We start from the raw sequence: 14,604 nt of genomic DNA, 5'->3' as shown, positions 1-14,604 counted from the left end.
ATTTCGGCAACGGCCAGAACTGGGTCCGCCGCACGCCGGTTTACTGATCGTTTCAGAATGAGGTTCGGAGTCGGCGTAAGCAGATGATGCTGCAGGCGAGTCGGAGGAAGCCGAGGTGGAGGTCGGCTCGTATCTCGTAGCGGATCCGGAGTCGTTTGAACTGGTGGAGCCAGGCGAAGGTTCGCTCGACGACCCAACGAGTCCTGCCCAGGCCGGAGCCGTGGACCGGGCCACGTCGGGCGATCTTGGGCGTGATCCCACGGGCCCGGATCAAGCGCCGGTACCTGTCGAAGTCGTAGCCGCGGTCGGCGAAGAGTCGATGGGGCCGGTGGCGTGGCCGTCCGCGAACCCCGCGAATGTGGGGTATCGCGTCCAGGAGAGGCATGAGCTGCGTGACGCCGTGCCTGTTTCCGCTGGTCAGGGAGACGACGAGTGGGATTCCGTGACGATCGACGATGAGGTGGTGCTTGCTGCCGGGGCGAGCACGGTCGACCGGCGAAGGTCCGGTGTGAGCCCCCCTTTGAGGGCCCTGACGTGCGAGGCGTCGATAGCCGCATCGTCCATGTCGAGCAGCCCTACGGCCCGCAGCTCGGCCACAGCTCGCGCATCCACGCGGTGTCCAGCGGGTCCGGGTGGGCACGCGTGATCTCTGCGGTGGCGAAAACCAAGGCGGCCCGGACCACGGGGTCCTGCTCCTTCGCGAACCAGGTAGTGAAGTCGTTGCGGATCCTATGGTCGGGATCGGCCGCGGTGGCGAGAGCGTAGGACTTCCAGGACAGCGAAACGCGAGGTCATGGTGCCCTTGCTTCCCTGGCGCCAGGTGACTTCCTGGAAGCAGGTGCCCGCACCGATGAAACTCGTCAGGGGTCGGACTGCCTCGCGGTAGCGGGGCAGCGTGGGCGGCCCGAGCCCGCCGTAAGCGGGCTGGAACGGGTCGGCGGTGGCAGGCCGTGCGACCTCTTTGGGGTCGACCGCCATCACGTAGGACCAGCCGCGTTCCTCCAGCGCGAGCCACAAGGAGACACTACGGCCGTAGCCGGCATCGGCCACGATGACCGGCACCCACGGCAACCAGGTGGCGAGGCGGTCGAGCAGGCCCAGAGCCAAACGGGTCTTGGAGACATGCCCGATCTCCTCGGGCACCCCGGCCCGCCGCCGCCGGCCCTCGTCCGCCGCCCAGTCCTCGGGGAGGAACAACTCCCACTCCAACGGGCAGGACGCGAGGTCGGTGGCCGCGTGGACGCTGACCGCGACCTGGCAGTTGGCCGTCTTGCCCAACGCACCGCAGTACTGCCGAGCCACCCCTACCGATGCCGTCCCGCACTTGGGGAACGACACGTCGTCGACCACCCACACCTCAGGCCTGATCGCCTCGGACAGCCGCTCGGCGATCCGCTGCCGCACCGGCAGCGGATCCCACGGCGACTGACTCACGAACTGCTGCAGGGGCTGCATGTTCCCGTCCGGCAACCGCTCGGCCATCGGCTGGATCGACTTACGCCGCCCGTCCAGCATCAAACCCCGCAGATAACACCCGCCCCACCGACGCTGATCCCGCCGCGGAAACGAAGCGAACACATCGGCAACGAACTCCGCCAACTCACCCCGGAGCCGTTCCACCTCCCCCAGCCTCATAACCAGAAGATGCCCACCATCAGGCGAGATCACCCGACGTAACGAAGCACTACTAGGACTTGTCCGGCCGATCACCGTCGTGGGCTGTCGGGCATGATGCTCGGGTGAGCATCATCGTGAAGTTCTTCGTGGCGCCGGACGACACGTCAGCGGATCTGGCCCTCCAGACTGGGCCGGGACGGGCATTCGAGTCGCTCTCCCTAGGCAACTTCGATCCCGAGGAGGCCGTGATCGAGTGGGAATGCCTTCTGGCCGGCAGCACCTTCGAGGAACTCGTCGAAGCCGGTGAACCTCGCATCGTCGCCGGCCAGGACAACGACGGATGCGTCGTCTTCGCGATCTCGCCTCGCCTGTCCACTGCACTCGCGGACGCCACGCACTCCAGGCTGCGTGACGTCGCTGCCTCGTGGGCCCAACTGCGTGCGGAGGACGGTGAGGTCATCGACACGGAGATCGCCCACGCGATCGTGGGTGATCTGGCTGCTCTCCTCAGCAGCGCCCGGCGTCAAAACCAGAGCGTTTACTGCTGGGTCGCGTAGGAGTTCATGTTCGGAGCCAGATCGCGACGGCCGCCGCGGTGGCGGTGCCGAGGCCACAGCGGCGTAGAGCCCTCCGTGACCACGGCGGTGTTCACCTACCAGCGACAGCTCAACCATCGATCTCACCGGCCCGTCACTGCACAGAACCGCGTCGGTTGGCTCGAACAGCGCATCCGAACGAGCGGTGAGACAGGAGTAGAACTCGTCCCGGAAGCACGACAGTTCCTCCAGCGACTCCCGACGGGCATCACGATGCGGCAGACTCATCCTCACGGCCTTTGTGCTGGACATGTGTGTTCCTTGGTCGGAGCACATGATCCAGACGAAGGCCGCTTCCGTGTACGGCGGTTACCGAACCGACTGATCAAGTACGACGTACCGTTCGACGTCGGACGTTAAAGATCACACGTCGGGACCCCAGGTTGACGGCCATGGTGTTCGCGGTCACCCGCTCCACGCCGAGGTTCGTGCATCCCTTGCGGATCAGAGCGCGTGATCCCTCGGTTGCGTAGCCGGTGGCCCCAGGCGGCCCTGTTCAGGCGGTAGCCGAGTTCCACCACGGCCGGGCTCCGGCCGTCCAGGGGGCGAAATTCGAACCAGCCCAGGAAGGTGTCGGTGCCCTTCTCCTGCGCGGCCCAGGTGCCGCGGGTCGCGAAGCACGGGTACTCATGGAGGAGCGTGGGCAAGGTCTGTGCCCGGATCGCCTCGCGGGTCGTGGGCCGACCGCCGTTGATGAAGCGCAAGACTTCCGGATCGTTGTCCAGCGCGATCAGGCGGTCGACGTCGGCCTCACTGAACGCGCGCAGTACGAGCGATCGGTCTCCAGAAAGATGTCCAGACGAAGAAGCGCAGGCCGACCTTCTCCAGACCGCCCGGGTCGAGGGTGGTCACCGATGCGAGGGCGCTCGGGTCGGCGGTGGGCCTGGTTGATGACCAGCCAGCCGCCGTACGAGGAGCCGACCAGGTGGACCTTGTCGAGGCCCAGCGCGTCGAGGGCCTCCTCCATCCACTGAGCCGCGCGCTCGGGCTGCCACATCGATTCGCGCTGGACGCTGCGGCCGGGGTCGCCGGGAGTGTCGAGGGCATAGACGGGGCGCTCGGCGCTGAGGGCGAGGGTGTTGGGGTACCACTGGGCGGAGCAGCCTCCCGAACCGTGTATCAGAACCACGGGCGTGCGTGACTCGGCTGCCGGGTCGGCGGGGCCGTACCGGTAGACGTGGGTGGTGTCGAACTTCGTCTCGACGTCCGTCTCGAAGCGTACGGGTGCTCCCTTCGCGTAGAGGACGTCGCAGGTGGCGAAGTAGAGGTCGCGCAGCTCGTCGCTCACGTAGTGGCTGATGTCCCCGGCGTACTCGGGTCGTGTTCTCGGGCGCGGGGCACCTCCGGGAAGATCCATTCTTCGTAATACGAACGGACCCATTGCTGATACGGCAGTATCATAAAAATTTTCAAAGCAGGGCTGATCATCCGGGCGGGCGACTACCCCGACCCCGGCTCCTGCCACTTCAGCCAGGTACCTCACCGAATGGCTCAGCGCCCCCGGCCTCGTGCCCGATCCGCGCACCGGCCGGGCCGAGCCACCGGATCCGGAATGCCTGCGCCCGCTGCTGTCGCTGCTCGCCTCCGGGCTGTACGTAATGACTGCCGCGGTCGCTCCGCACCACCTGCGGGTGGTCCACCCGCGCGCCCTCCAGGTCCACGGCTGGTACGCCGACGAGGAACTCGCGCTGGTGACCACCGACGCGTGGCCGCCCCACGACCACAGAACGGTGCGCCACTACCGCGACCGTATCCGCGCCGGGGGCGACCTGCCGGCGCTGGTCGTGCTGTTCCCCACCGCCGAAAGCTGGGTGGGTTATCTCCTCGACGGGCACCACAAGCTTGCCGCGTACGAGCAGGCGGGAGTCCCTCCAATGGTCATCAGGTTGAGCCCCCAGGTGCCCCGCCCCGTCCGGCGCGACGACCTCGACCGGGCCTGGTCGGCATTCTCCGACGGGGCGCCCCGGGATCAGGACGCTGTGCTGGGCAGGGTCTTCTCTTACATGCGGGCGGAATCCGTCTGAGTCGGCAGCGCCCCTGTCCTCACATTTTCCGAGCTATTGCATTTCCAATGTCGCCCACCACTGGTTCTCGGGTCGCCTGACACAGTGGGTTTCGACAGGTGCCGTTAGTCGTTACGACATGAGGTTTGTCAGTAGCTGGTGGTGGCGTCCAGGAGGCGCTTGTCGGCCGACACACCCGGTGTCAGAGGGCGCTGACAGGATGCGCTGCATGACTTCCGCCACCGCAGCCGATTACCACTGGATACGTTCCCCGGCCTCGCCGTTCGCCTACGGGCTGGAGGTCGGGTACACCCTGACGCTGGTGCGCGGGATCTCACCCTCGGAGTTGTTCCGGATCGTGGGGGCCGAGCCGCGCGATGAGGAGTGCGAGGGGCTCAGCGATCTCATCTTCGAACAGCAGGAGTTTCTCGACGAGTTCGAGGAGTGGCCCGATGCCTTCCTCGCGGGAGCGTTCACTGTGCCGGGCGAGGGCGGTGAGTGGACGCTCGCCCTGGAGTTCGGCGGCGATCTGGGCACCCGCCCGCGCCTCATGGAGGCATTGTCCGCCGGGACGCGTGCTGTCTCGCATTCGAGCAACGGGGGGAAGCCCATGGACTTCTTCCATTGGTATGAGGGCGGCGAGCTGCGGACCACCTTCGAATGGCCGGCGGACCGGTCTGGCAGCACCCCCGATGAACTGAACGCCATGATGGGGGCGGTCGGCCTCAACTCCTCCGGGGACACGGATCCGAGCATCGACACGAAGGCGGCGGTCATGGCGCTTGCGGAGCGCCTCACCGGCGTTCGGGTGACCGCGCAGCTCCTGACGGAGTCCGAGTACCAGCTGGGGGTAGTCCCGGAGGAACCCGTCGAGGAGTGGGAGAGCATCACCATCGACATCACGGACGCGCACGGCGAGCGGACGTATGCACAACTGCGACGAGATCAGCTCTGACATACGAGGTGTCTCCAACCACTGACCTTTTCGGGATATGGCACTTGCCTGCGGCACACCGTGCCGGAATCGCTGGCCCGCGATGAGCAGGCGGTAGCCGTAGTCGACGGAGTCCTGGGTCAGCAGGTCGGCATGGCCGCGGAGCCAAGCTCCTGAAGCCAGGTCTGCGCGCAGTCGCTCGATCACCGGTTCGACCACGGAAGCGGGCAGCTGGGCGAATGTGGAACCGGCCTGTCGAATGACGGGATCCGGGTAGTGCTCCGGGCGCTGCCAGTACGCGATATGGAAGCCGTCGGTGAAGTCGTTCGGAATGGGGAACGGAAGCACTATGTGCGCTTCCGATCATCGGCGTCGTCGCCATGGCCGCCTCGGAGCACGACAACGCCGCCGGCATCGCCCTGCTCCGACCAGGCCGCCGAGCGGTGCGGAATGCGCCTGGAGAAAGCCCTGGTCGACCAGGGCTTCAAGGAAGCGGTCATCATCCACGGCGCACTGCTGGACATCGACGTCGAGGTCGTCCGCCGCAACCCCGCCGACCAGGGCAAATCACCCGCAGCCGTCTCGGACGACTCACCCGCCAAGACTTCCTCACCCAACCCGGACGAGGCCGCTACCAGAAGCGGACTCAACGCCCACTGAAAACGCTCGGTGTGCGGAACGCCGTGCTCGGTCCTGTTGTTGCTGATCAACCCAGCCACGACGGCCGGGTCCGCCGCAGCTACTTCACCCGCACGACCATGCGGCGTTTGAGGACATCGCGCTCCATCCCCAGATCCTTGTTCTCCTTCTTCAACGCCGCGTTCTCCGCCGTCAGCCGGGCGATCAACGCGTCCTTGTCCTCCGGCGTGGCCCTATCCGCCCGCTTGGCCCGCGAGACCCAGCCCGCCAGGGTCGTCTCGTTGATCCCCAGGTCCTCCGCGACCTCGGGGACCGGCTTCCCGGTCTCCGTCACGATCCGTACCGCCCCCTCACGAAACTCCGCCGTGAACTTGCGACGCTTCTCCGCCATGACAACCAACATCCCCTGCTGTCACGGACTCCACGCTACGAGGGGAACCTCATGGAGTACCAGGTCGTGGTACCTCGATCAGCTCGTACGGCTCCAGACGATCTGCTCCGCCGACTGTCGGCCACGACCAGCGCGAGCACCCCTAGAGCCGATCACACAAGCCTTTGACCTGTGACTTCAAATTGGCGAGGCTCAAGGATCCGAGGCTCAAGGGTCCTCCATCGGCGAACTCCAGCAGGGTGCCGCGTCGTCCGTGGTGTGCCTCCGTGCGGGTGACTATTGCCGCGAGTTGCGTAGCGGCTCGCAAAAGGGACGCACTCGTCACGGCGCCGGGGTCACAGCCCACGTCACCCGCGCGACGGCAGCCCGCATCCCAGGCGGTGGGCACGTCACTGCCCGGCCGTCGTATCCACTCGCCAGGCTGCAGTACTGGCACGTTGAATTCCGCGCCCGGGGCTGCACCTGCGTGACGGTGTCGCAGCTCCTGGCCTTGGCCGACCCCGCCCCCGGCGCGGTCTAGCGCCCCTTATCCACCTTCGCTCGGCGGAGCTCCGACCGGCGCATGCCGCGGGGCCGGCTCGCCTGCGTCCATTCGGCGAACCACCAGACGCCGGTCACCACGACCGCCCACAGCAGCCCGCTGAGCACGGCCTTCGACCAGGACGCGTCCTCGCCCCAGCGCTCGACAGCTGCCAACACCACCCAGCTGATCACGAGTACAACAGCCGTACGCACACGTCGATGCCTGAACATGCGTCCCGTCTACCCCTCACGCCCGCACCAAACGAAGCCATAGCCGGCCGTTGAGAACAGTTGAGAAAAAGGGAGGAGGAAGAGAAGACGCGGCCGATGCTCTGCATAGAGCCGGCGATATCGGCCAGGCGGTCAGAGAACCAACCCGGCAATGCGAACGGAGGCACGACGATGGACTGGCGCCACCAAGCCGCCTGCCGACAGGCAGACCCGGACCTGTTCTTCCCCATCGGCACCAGCGGCCCGGCCCTGCTCCAGATCGAGGAGGCGAAGGCGGTATGCCGAGGATGCCCGGTCCTGAGTGAATGCCTGCAGTGGGCCCTCGCCGAGGGCCAGGACATGGGTGTGTGCGGCGGCCTGACCGAAGACGAGAGGCGCACTCTCAAGCGCCGGACAGCCAGGGAGGCCCGAGCCCGCCTCGAAGCCTGACGCAACTGTGTTGCCTAGCCTCAATACCAGCGGCTTAGGAATCCCAGACGCGTGGGACCTTCACTGGTGGGTTGATCGGGGCCGTCTTGTGCGGGGCGATGGCCACGGCTTCGGCTGGGTCGCGTGTGGGCTGCGGCAAGAGCTGGTGTGCGGTGCGCTTGACGCCGAAGTTGGACATCTTGCGTTCGACGACGCGGGCGTTCGAGCGCCGGCGACGCAGGGGCACGCGAGTTCGGGTACGTCGACGCGGAAGTGGACCCGCGGTAGCTCGGCGGCCGGGCGACGACCCGTCTGATCGGCGTGCCGGGTCAGGAGCTGAGCCGACAGGGGCAGGCGGCTTCAGGAGCGAGGTCGGCAGGTAGGCGGACCTGGTCTGCAGGTCCCAGCCATGAACCTGCACGGCGAGTGCGACCAAGGTGATCGCGCCCAAGGGAAGCAGCGTTCCGGGCGCGGGATTCTCACCGGCACCGGCACCGGCACGGTGCTGCGCCGGTCGTTCGTTCGAGGCCCGCTCGAAAGCGCTCTGATCGTCGGCGAGCAGGACGCGCAGCAGGCGCTGGTCGGGACCCACCGCGTGGGCGGCGTCCAGGGCAAGGGCAGCGTCCAGTCGCTCGTCCGTCGAAGGCTTCGTCAGCGTCACCTGCGGCCAGTCGCGGGGCAGGTGACCCCGGGCCGGGGTCAGGTAGCCGCACGAGGCGTCCATGTGCGCGAGGTCGTCCGGTTCGGAGACGGAGTCCCGGCCGGCGTGGGGCAGGTTGTCGCGCAGTGCGGGAGCGAGGTCGTTACGCAGGAGCAGGCCGATCGCCCGTTCCCAGTCCCGCACCAGACCGCTGGCGACGCAGAGGTCGAAGGCGTCGATCCATGTGCGGGCGGTGACCGTGTCGGTCGCGTCGTGCGTCTCGTGGTAGTCCAGCTCTTCGCTGGTCAGACGCGTCCTGGTGAGAGGCAAGGGGATCTCCCGGTCGCCTCTGGGGGCGGGGTGTCGGAGCGCAGGCCGCACTGATCAGCCCTCACCAGCTCGGCCTTCTCCCGGCGGGCCCGTGCGGCGATCGCCGGGTACGCCTCCTCCAGCCAGGCCCGCACCTGTGCGTCCTGCTGCCGGTAGGAGCGGCGGGCGTGACGCTGCGGCGTGAAGCCATGCCGGCGCAGCGTCCGCGACCTCCGGGGCCAGCCCCGCAGACCCGGCCCGGCCCGGGCGGCCGCAATCACCCGCTCCGCGCGGTCGGGGGCGCGTACGGCCCGTCCGTCGGCCCTGAAGCCCGCCGCCGCCCGCACCAGCCGCGGGCGCCGGGCGAGGAGGTCGACCAGCTCCCCGTCGAGCGCGTCGATCAGGGAGCGGATCTCGATCAGGGTCCGGGGCCCGGTGCTCGGCATGGGCGCCGTCATTTCACGCGGTGGTCCTCGCAGCAGCCGTCCTTGACCATTTGCTCGGTGACCGCCGCCCAGCCGCCCGTAGGCGCCGCAGGGGCGGCCGCCCGGCTCGCCCGCGGACCACCGAAGGCCCCTTCCAGCGCGGCCCGTTCGTGCAGGACCCCGCCCCGTACGACACCGACCGTACGGATGAGGGAGGCGAAGTCCTCGAAGGGGTCACCGTCGACCAGCGTGAGGTCCGCCAGCTTCCCCCGCTCGACCGTGCCCAGGTGCCGGTCCGCCCCGAAGACCCGGGCGGGCGACAGGGTGGCCGTGGTCAGCACCTCGGCCGGCGAGAGCCCGTACCGGTGCAGGGCTCGCATGGCCATGTGCAGGTGCAGCCCGACCGGGGACAGCGGCGCGTCGGTGCCCAGCACCAGCCGGCCGCCTCCGCGCGCCACCCGCCGGTAGGCGTCGACCTCGCGTTCCAGTACGGCCAGTTCACCGTCCGTCGGCGGCCGGGAGGCCAGCCCCTGGACGACGGAGACGTCCCAAGGCGGCATCATCGCCGTCACCCGCGGGTCCTGCGCCACCTCCGGGTGCGCGCCGATCAGCGCCATCGCGGTGAACGGGGTGGCGATCAGGTCGAAGCGGCCTCGGTTGTAGATCTCCAGGGTGTCCTGGTGGGTGTGGCCCTCGGCGCTCGCGCCGTGCCCGTACTCGGCGCGGTCGGTCGACAACAGGTGCGTGGTGAGGTCCATCCCGGACTGGATCCCGGCGGCGCACAGGTGCGTACCGCTCAGCACGCCCAGCCGCTCGTGCGCGTGGCGGGCGGCAGCGGCCATCTGCCGGTAGGGGGCGCGCACGTACGTCTTGACGAAGTCCCAGTCCAGCGCGTCCGCGCGGGCCAGGGAGCGGGCGAAGCCCTCGTCGGTGCGGTGCGCGCGGCCCATGCTGTAGCCCACGCGCGAGCCGTCGAGCAGTTCCCCCGTGGCCAGCAGCCGGGGCGCCGCCAGCAGGCCCGCGGCGATGTCTTCGCGCAGCCGAGCCTGTTCGTAGGCGAAGCCTCCGAGGGAGACGGCCGTGGTGATGCCGTACGCGAGTTGGAGGGCGCCCTGGCGGGCGCCGTAGGTGTACTGCCAGGGGTGCACGTGCGAGTCCCACAGGCCGGGCAGGACCGTACGCGCGGAGGCGTCCACGGTACGGACGGCGGCGCGGCCCGGACGGTGCGGTTCGACGGCGGTGATCCGGCCGCCGCTGATGAGCACGTCCACGTCGGCGCGCGGCGCGGATCCGGTGCCGTCCCACAGCAGTCCGGCGTGCACCACCGTGTCGACAGGGGTGGGACGCCTGTAAGTCAGCGACACCGGCACGGTGCGCGGGGCTCCGGCGGGCGCGCCCGCGGCGTCGATGCCGAGCAGTCGCAGCCGGCCGCTGGACTGGTAGAGCAGCGTCCGGGAGTCCCCCGACCAGGACGGGTGGTCGGCCGGCTCCTCCGTCAGGAGGCGGGCCTCGCCCGCAGGGGCGCCGTCGGGGCCCACCGGAAGCAGCCACAGCGCGGACTCGCTGACGCAGGCCATCGCCCGCCCGTCCGGGGACCAGACGGGCCCCGAGGCGTACCGGTCGGACAGGGACACGTGCGGGGCCAGGCCGTACAGGCGGGCCGCGCCGGTGTGCGTGTCGACGACACGGATGAGGTTGTGGCCCTCGCGGAAGCGGAAGTTGAGCCGGTTGCGGTCGCAGAGGGCGAGGTAGCGGCCGTCGGGCGACCAGCTCGGCCGGCCCGGGAGCCCGCCGCCACCCAGCGGGGTGGCCAGCACCCGCTCGGCGCCGGTCGAAAGCTCCCGCACCAGCAGGTTGCCCGCCATGTCCAGGCAGGCCAGCCGGGTCCCGTCCGGCGAGGGCACCCCGTGGACACGGCCGCCGGGGGCGAGGACGCTCTCCGCTCCCCCGTCGAGCTCGCGGCGGCGCACCGCGCCCAGCCCGTCCCGGTCGTCGGTCCAGATCAGCGCGCGGCCGTCAGGGGACCACACCGGGCCCTGGACGTAGGCGGTGGGCGGGCTCTGCAGAATCTTGCGCGGGGAGCCGCCGGAGACGCCCACCACCCACAGCGCGTTCAGCGCGGCGAAGGTGATGCCGCGCCCGTCCGGGGACAGACTCGGCTGGTGGATGCCGCGCACCGGGCGGGAGGTCTCGGCCTCCAGCGCGTACTCCTTGACCGTGTAGCGGGGCCGGCGGACCCGGAGGGTTGCGTCGAGGGCGATCTCGTGCCCCCGGTCGTCGCGGTGCGGGCGGATCACCCGAAAGCGGCCGCCGACGGTCAGCAGCAGTTGCTCGTCGTCGATCCAGCGCGGCGGGGCGGGCGCGAGTTCGGCGTCCAGCGCCACCTGACGGCCGTCCACGAACAGGGCCATCGCCTCGGTCTTCGGTGGCCCCGGTGTGCTCCGCAGCCACACGGTGCGCCCCGCCGGGGAGACGGCGGGAGCCAGCAGGTTGCCCTCGGCGGCGGTGTGTTCGACGCGCGCCGCGCTCCCGTCGGCCGCGGCGGACACGAGCGTACGGGCCGTCAGCACGGGAGCGGTCCAGCCCGCGCGGACGAACAGCAGCCGGGAGCCGTCGGCGGTCCAGGCCGGGTCGAAGTCCTCCCACGGGTGGTCCTGTCCGGGCCCGTCCTGGCCGGGAAGGCCGGTCACCTGCGTCAGGGCGCCGTCGCGCACGGACACGGTCCAGATGCGGTACGGGGCGCCGGCGACGGGGTCGCCGCCGCGCTCGGAGCAGAAGGCGAGGGTGCGGCCGTCCGGGGACCAGGCGGGCGCCCGGTCGTCCCAGGGGCCGTCGGTGAGCCTGCGCAGACCGGAACCGTCCGCCCGCATCAGCCAGATGTGGAAAGCCCCGTCCCGGTAGGCGCTCATGGCGACCTGGCGGCCGTCGGGCGAGAAGACCGGCCGGTTCGGCTCCAGGTCCGGCGGGGTCAGCGCGGTGGCGGCCGAGCCGTCCCGGGGCACCGCCCACAGGACGCCCTGCACCTCGGCGACGACCCGGTCCCCGCCGGCGGTCGCGGTAGCGGCGCCGTTGGTGGCGTCCGTGAAGCGCAGGGACACGTGCTCGCCGGCCTCCGCGGCGGCCGGGGCCGGCGGTACGGGATCGGGCGACGGCGCCTCGGCCCGGGCGGGCGGGGCGGCGAACCCGTCGAGGAGCAGCGCTCCGGTCAGGGCCGTTCCTGAGGTCGCCGTGAGGAAACTTCTGCGGGGAACCGGTGACACGTTCTCTCAACTCTCCTTGTCCGAGGGGGATGTACGGCGCGGCGAGGCCGGCATCCCGAAGTGGGCGGCGAGCGCCGCGAGCACCGCGACGGCCCCGCACAGCAGCCAGACGGCGTCGCCCATCAAGGCCCACGCGGCGACCCCGGCGGCGGGACCCACGGCGGAGCCGACGCCGAACATCGCCTGCGAGGCGCCGAGGTACTGGCTGCGGTTCTCCGGCGCCGCGGCCAGCGCGGGGTAGGCGGTCATCGTCGGGGAGCCGATGATCTCGCCGACGGACCACACCACGGTGGCGAGCACCAGTCCGGCGAGGCCCAGCGGCAGGGCGTAGGCCGTCAGGCCCGCGCCGACGGCCAGGATCCCGGCGATACTCGTCACTCGGGCGGGCCAGCGCTGTACCTGCCGGGTGACCAGCAGCTCACAGAGGATGACGATGGCCCCGTTGACCGCGACGAGCACGCCGTAGACGAAGACGTCGAAGCCGTGGGCGCGCACGGCGAGCGGCAGCGTCGACAGGTATTGGGTGTAGACGGCGGAGAAGCCCAGGATGGCCAGCAGGAACAGGACGAAACCCCGGTCGCGCAGCACGGCCCGGTATCCGGTGGTGCCGGTCCCCCGCGGCCGCGCCGACGGGGCGGCCGTACAGCGCGGGGGCCGGTCGCGCGGGAGCAGCCGCTGCGCGAGCACGGCGACGCCCAGGGCCGCTGCCGCCTCCGCCCAGAAGAGCAGGGCGTACGAGTGGGCGACGAGCAGCGCGCCGATCAGCGGGGCGGCGGTGGTGCCGACGTTGGTGGCGAGCCGGTACATGGCGAAGACCATCACGCGGCGCTGCTCGCTGGTCAGGCGGCTGACCAGCTCCGCGGAGGCGGGCCGGTAGACCTGGCTCGCCGCGCCGGTGCCCGCGGCGAGCAGCAGCAGTACCGGGTAGGAGTGGGCATACAGCAGGGCTGCGGTGAGGACGGCGTTGATGGTCATCGAGGAGACGATCGAGGCCCGGACGCCGATCCGGGCGACGAGCCAGCCGCCCAGGAGGATCCCGGCGACCGCGCCGGCGCCGTGTGCGGCGAGGGCGAAGCCCGCCCGCACCACGGGAAAGCCGCCCGCCACCATGTAGAGCACCAGGAACACCTGGAGGAAGCCGCCCAGGCGGTTCACCATGATCCCGGCGATCACCGCCTTGACGGGCAGGGGGGCTTCGCGCCAGGTGCGCGCGATGCCCACCGCTTCCATCCCGGCGGCGTTCCGCGTGCCCTCGTCCACGCTCATCGCGCTGCGGTGACCGGGGCAGCCGCTTCGAGGCGTACGGCGTCCTCGGCCGCGTCCAGGGCCGCCCGGCAGGCGTCCGCCGTGTCGGCGGCGGCCACCAGCATGGCGTAGCGGCCGGTGTGCGAGGCGGGCGGGAGTTCCAGGACGTGACCGGGCCGGGCGACGACCCGGGCGATCTCGATGGCGGCGGGGAGCCGGTCCCGGTCGATGGTGACCCGGCCCACGACGGTCTCCACCTCGGGGTAGAGGAAGCGGACGGCGGCTGCGCCGTGCCGGGCGGCGCCCTGTTCGGGGTGCTTGCCCAGGGCCAGGGAGGCGGCGGCGAGGCCGGCGTTCCATCCGGTGGCCAGCAGACCCAGGTAGGAGATGAAGTCGCCGCCGCTGCGCGCGTTGACCTCGACCAGGGCCGGGCCGCCGGCGGTGAGGCGCCACTCCGAGTGCGTCCAGCCGCGGGTGATGCCGACGGCGGCGTGCACGGTGGTCAGCGCCCGCAGCAGTTCGGGGTCGGCGAGCAGCGGGTCGGCGGCGTCGACGCCGTGGCCCACCTCTTCGAAGTTGGGCGGCGGGCTCAGCTCCTTGCGGGCCACGAAGAGCGGGGTGACCTCACCGTCCCAGATCAGGGCGTCGACGCTGATCTCGGGGCCGTCGAGGTACTCCTCCACGAGGACGGGCTGCTCGAAGCGCTCCCGTACCTCGACCATGGTGGTCCCGCGGATGCCGGGGAAGATCGCGGCGAGTTCCTCGGGCGTCCGGGCCATCCGGGTGCCCGTGCTGCCGACCAGCGCGCGTGGCTTGACCACGACGGGGTAGCCCGTCCGAGCGGCCGCCGCGTACGCCTCGTCCAGCGTGGACACTGCGGTGGAGCGGGCCTGGGGGCCGCCGGCCGCGGCCACCGCGAGACGGGTCAGGTGCTTGTCGCGACAGGTCAGTACCGCCTCCGGGGTGAGCCCGGGCAGACCGAGGGCTCGGGCCACCCGGGCAGCCGGCAGGATGCGCGTCTCGTCCCAGCACAGGATCGCGTCCGCGTCGACGGGACCGGCGTGGCGGGTCATGCCCTCGGCGTCCAGGGTGTCGACGAGGGTGTGCCCGGTGATGAACGGGGCCTCCCAGCCGGGCTCCCGGTCGGAGAACAGCCAGATCCGGTGCTCGTGCGCCACGGATTCCAGCAGGTGGCCGCGGGTCTCGTGGTCCATGGGGCTGATCAGGATCAGCAGCGGACGGACGTCGGGGCCGGGGGCGTCCGACGAGGGCGGGAACGGCGACGGGGAAGACATCGGGGCACCTTTCGGTTCGGTTCGGGGACGGCTGCGCGCCGCGGGCCGTGCGACGATCGGTCGTCGCGGCGTACGCGGAGCGCAGAGCA

The 14,604-nt window shown here is 70.5% G+C and carries 11 protein-coding genes and 6 pseudogenes; 5 read left to right on the top strand and 12 right to left on the bottom strand.

Features of this window, described 5'->3' with window-relative positions; all coding sequences use genetic code 11:
- Positions 1 to 52: 52 nt before the first annotated feature.
- Both ACZ4XJ_RS31305 and ACZ4XJ_RS31300 read right to left on the bottom strand, forming a co-directional pair.
- Positions 53 to 597, bottom strand: a pseudogene (locus ACZ4XJ_RS31305) (IS5 family transposase); the annotation flags it as partial.
- 168 nt (positions 598 to 765) lie between these two features.
- Positions 766 to 1,635, bottom strand: a pseudogene (locus ACZ4XJ_RS31300) (IS701 family transposase); the annotation flags it as partial.
- A gap of 104 nt (positions 1,636 to 1,739) precedes the next feature.
- Here ACZ4XJ_RS31300 and ACZ4XJ_RS31295 point away from each other — a divergent pair.
- Complete coding sequence (locus ACZ4XJ_RS31295) at positions 1,740 to 2,174, top strand: hypothetical protein (protein WP_468498126.1); 435 nt, start codon at positions 1,740 to 1,742, stop codon at positions 2,172 to 2,174.
- A 51-nt stretch (positions 2,175 to 2,225) separates the two neighbouring features.
- Here ACZ4XJ_RS31295 and ACZ4XJ_RS31290 read toward each other — a convergent pair.
- From ACZ4XJ_RS31290 to ACZ4XJ_RS31280, 3 pseudogenes are all read right to left on the bottom strand, one after another.
- A pseudogene (locus ACZ4XJ_RS31290) lies at positions 2,226 to 2,441 on the bottom strand (transposase); the annotation flags it as partial.
- A 133-nt stretch (positions 2,442 to 2,574) separates the two neighbouring features.
- Positions 2,575 to 3,012 (bottom strand): annotated as a pseudogene (locus tag ACZ4XJ_RS31285) (GNAT family N-acetyltransferase); the annotation flags it as partial.
- Positions 3,009 to 3,580: pseudogene (locus ACZ4XJ_RS31280) on the bottom strand (alpha/beta fold hydrolase); the annotation flags it as partial. The pseudogenes ACZ4XJ_RS31280 and ACZ4XJ_RS31285, both read right to left, overlap by 4 nt.
- Positions 3,581 to 3,721: 141 nt before the next feature.
- Here ACZ4XJ_RS31280 and ACZ4XJ_RS31275 point away from each other — a divergent pair.
- The 3 genes and pseudogenes from ACZ4XJ_RS31275 to ACZ4XJ_RS31265 all read left to right on the top strand — a co-directional run.
- A complete protein-coding gene (locus ACZ4XJ_RS31275; protein ID WP_468498125.1) occupies positions 3,722 to 4,237 on the top strand; it encodes a hypothetical protein in 516 nt (171 codons plus the stop codon).
- Between the two features lie 208 nt (positions 4,238 to 4,445).
- Positions 4,446 to 5,171, top strand: a complete 726-nt coding sequence (locus ACZ4XJ_RS31270) for a DUF6461 domain-containing protein (protein WP_468498124.1) — start codon at positions 4,446 to 4,448, stop codon at positions 5,169 to 5,171.
- 341 nt (positions 5,172 to 5,512) lie between these two features.
- A pseudogene (locus ACZ4XJ_RS31265) lies at positions 5,513 to 5,717 on the top strand (IS5/IS1182 family transposase); the annotation flags it as partial.
- Positions 5,718 to 5,889: 172 nt separating this feature from the next.
- Here the strand turns inward: ACZ4XJ_RS31265 and ACZ4XJ_RS31260 are convergent.
- Positions 5,890 to 6,180 carry a transposase gene (locus tag ACZ4XJ_RS31260; protein ID WP_468498123.1) on the bottom strand — a complete coding sequence of 97 codons (291 nt, stop codon included), beginning with the start codon at positions 6,178 to 6,180 and terminating at the stop codon, positions 5,890 to 5,892.
- Between the two features lie 516 nt (positions 6,181 to 6,696).
- On the bottom strand, positions 6,697 to 6,915 hold the full coding sequence (locus ACZ4XJ_RS31255) for a hypothetical protein (RefSeq protein WP_468498122.1): 219 nt from the start codon (positions 6,913 to 6,915) through the stop codon (positions 6,697 to 6,699).
- 189 nt (positions 6,916 to 7,104) lie between these two features.
- On the opposite strand from ACZ4XJ_RS31255, the gene ACZ4XJ_RS31250 reads away from it, so the two are divergent.
- Positions 7,105 to 7,362, top strand: a complete 258-nt coding sequence (locus tag ACZ4XJ_RS31250; RefSeq protein ID WP_362877602.1) for a WhiB family transcriptional regulator — start codon at positions 7,105 to 7,107, stop codon at positions 7,360 to 7,362.
- A 34-nt stretch (positions 7,363 to 7,396) separates the two neighbouring features.
- Here the strand turns inward: ACZ4XJ_RS31250 and ACZ4XJ_RS31245 are convergent, their stop codons facing one another.
- From ACZ4XJ_RS31245 to ACZ4XJ_RS31225, 5 genes are read right to left on the bottom strand one after another with little or no spacing between them, the layout of a single operon-like run.
- The gene (locus ACZ4XJ_RS31245; protein ID WP_468498121.1) at positions 7,397 to 8,311 is read right to left on the bottom strand and encodes an Imm49 family immunity protein; all 915 of its coding nucleotides are present in this window, start codon (positions 8,309 to 8,311) and stop codon (positions 7,397 to 7,399) included.
- On the bottom strand, positions 8,287 to 8,736 hold the full coding sequence (locus ACZ4XJ_RS31240) for a chorismate mutase (protein ID WP_468498120.1): 450 nt from the start codon (positions 8,734 to 8,736) through the stop codon (positions 8,287 to 8,289). The genes ACZ4XJ_RS31245 and ACZ4XJ_RS31240 overlap by 25 nt, the downstream gene beginning before the upstream one ends.
- Positions 8,737 to 8,744: 8 nt before the next feature.
- The gene (locus tag ACZ4XJ_RS31235; RefSeq protein ID WP_362877599.1) at positions 8,745 to 11,975 is read right to left on the bottom strand and encodes an amidohydrolase family protein; all 3,231 of its coding nucleotides are present in this window, start codon (positions 11,973 to 11,975) and stop codon (positions 8,745 to 8,747) included.
- Between the two features lie 6 nt (positions 11,976 to 11,981).
- Positions 11,982 to 13,241: an MFS transporter gene (locus tag ACZ4XJ_RS31230; RefSeq protein WP_468498119.1), complete on the bottom strand. Its 1,260-nt coding sequence runs from the start codon at positions 13,239 to 13,241 to the stop codon at positions 11,982 to 11,984.
- Complete coding sequence (locus ACZ4XJ_RS31225) at positions 13,238 to 14,515, bottom strand: ATP-grasp domain-containing protein (protein ID WP_468498118.1); 1,278 nt, start codon at positions 14,513 to 14,515, stop codon at positions 13,238 to 13,240. Before ACZ4XJ_RS31225 ends, ACZ4XJ_RS31230 begins: the two co-directional genes overlap by 4 nt.
- Positions 14,516 to 14,604 lie beyond the last annotated feature (89 nt).

It is taken from the genome of Streptomyces sp. NPDC029836 (assembly GCF_055574495.1).
This window is presented reverse-complemented; position numbering and strand designations above follow the sequence as displayed.

What these genes read in the sequence shown, in the direction of transcription:
- ACZ4XJ_RS31270 (WP_468498124.1), top strand. Translation starts at nt 4,446, where the DNA reads ATGACTTCCGCCACCGCAGCCGATTACCACTGGATACGTTCCCCGGCC.
- ACZ4XJ_RS31260 (WP_468498123.1), bottom strand. Translation starts at nt 6,180, where the DNA reads ATGGCGGAGAAGCGTCGCAAGTTCACGGCGGAGTTTCGTGAGGGGGCG.
- ACZ4XJ_RS31250 (WP_362877602.1), top strand. Translation starts at nt 7,105, where the DNA reads ATGGACTGGCGCCACCAAGCCGCCTGCCGACAGGCAGACCCGGACCTG.
- ACZ4XJ_RS31240 (WP_468498120.1), bottom strand. Translation starts at nt 8,736, where the DNA reads ATGCCGAGCACCGGGCCCCGGACCCTGATCGAGATCCGCTCCCTGATC.
- ACZ4XJ_RS31230 (WP_468498119.1), bottom strand. Translation starts at nt 13,241, where the DNA reads ATGAGCGTGGACGAGGGCACGCGGAACGCCGCCGGGATGGAAGCGGTG.
- ACZ4XJ_RS31225 (WP_468498118.1), bottom strand. Translation starts at nt 14,515, where the DNA reads ATGTCTTCCCCGTCGCCGTTCCCGCCCTCGTCGGACGCCCCCGGCCCC.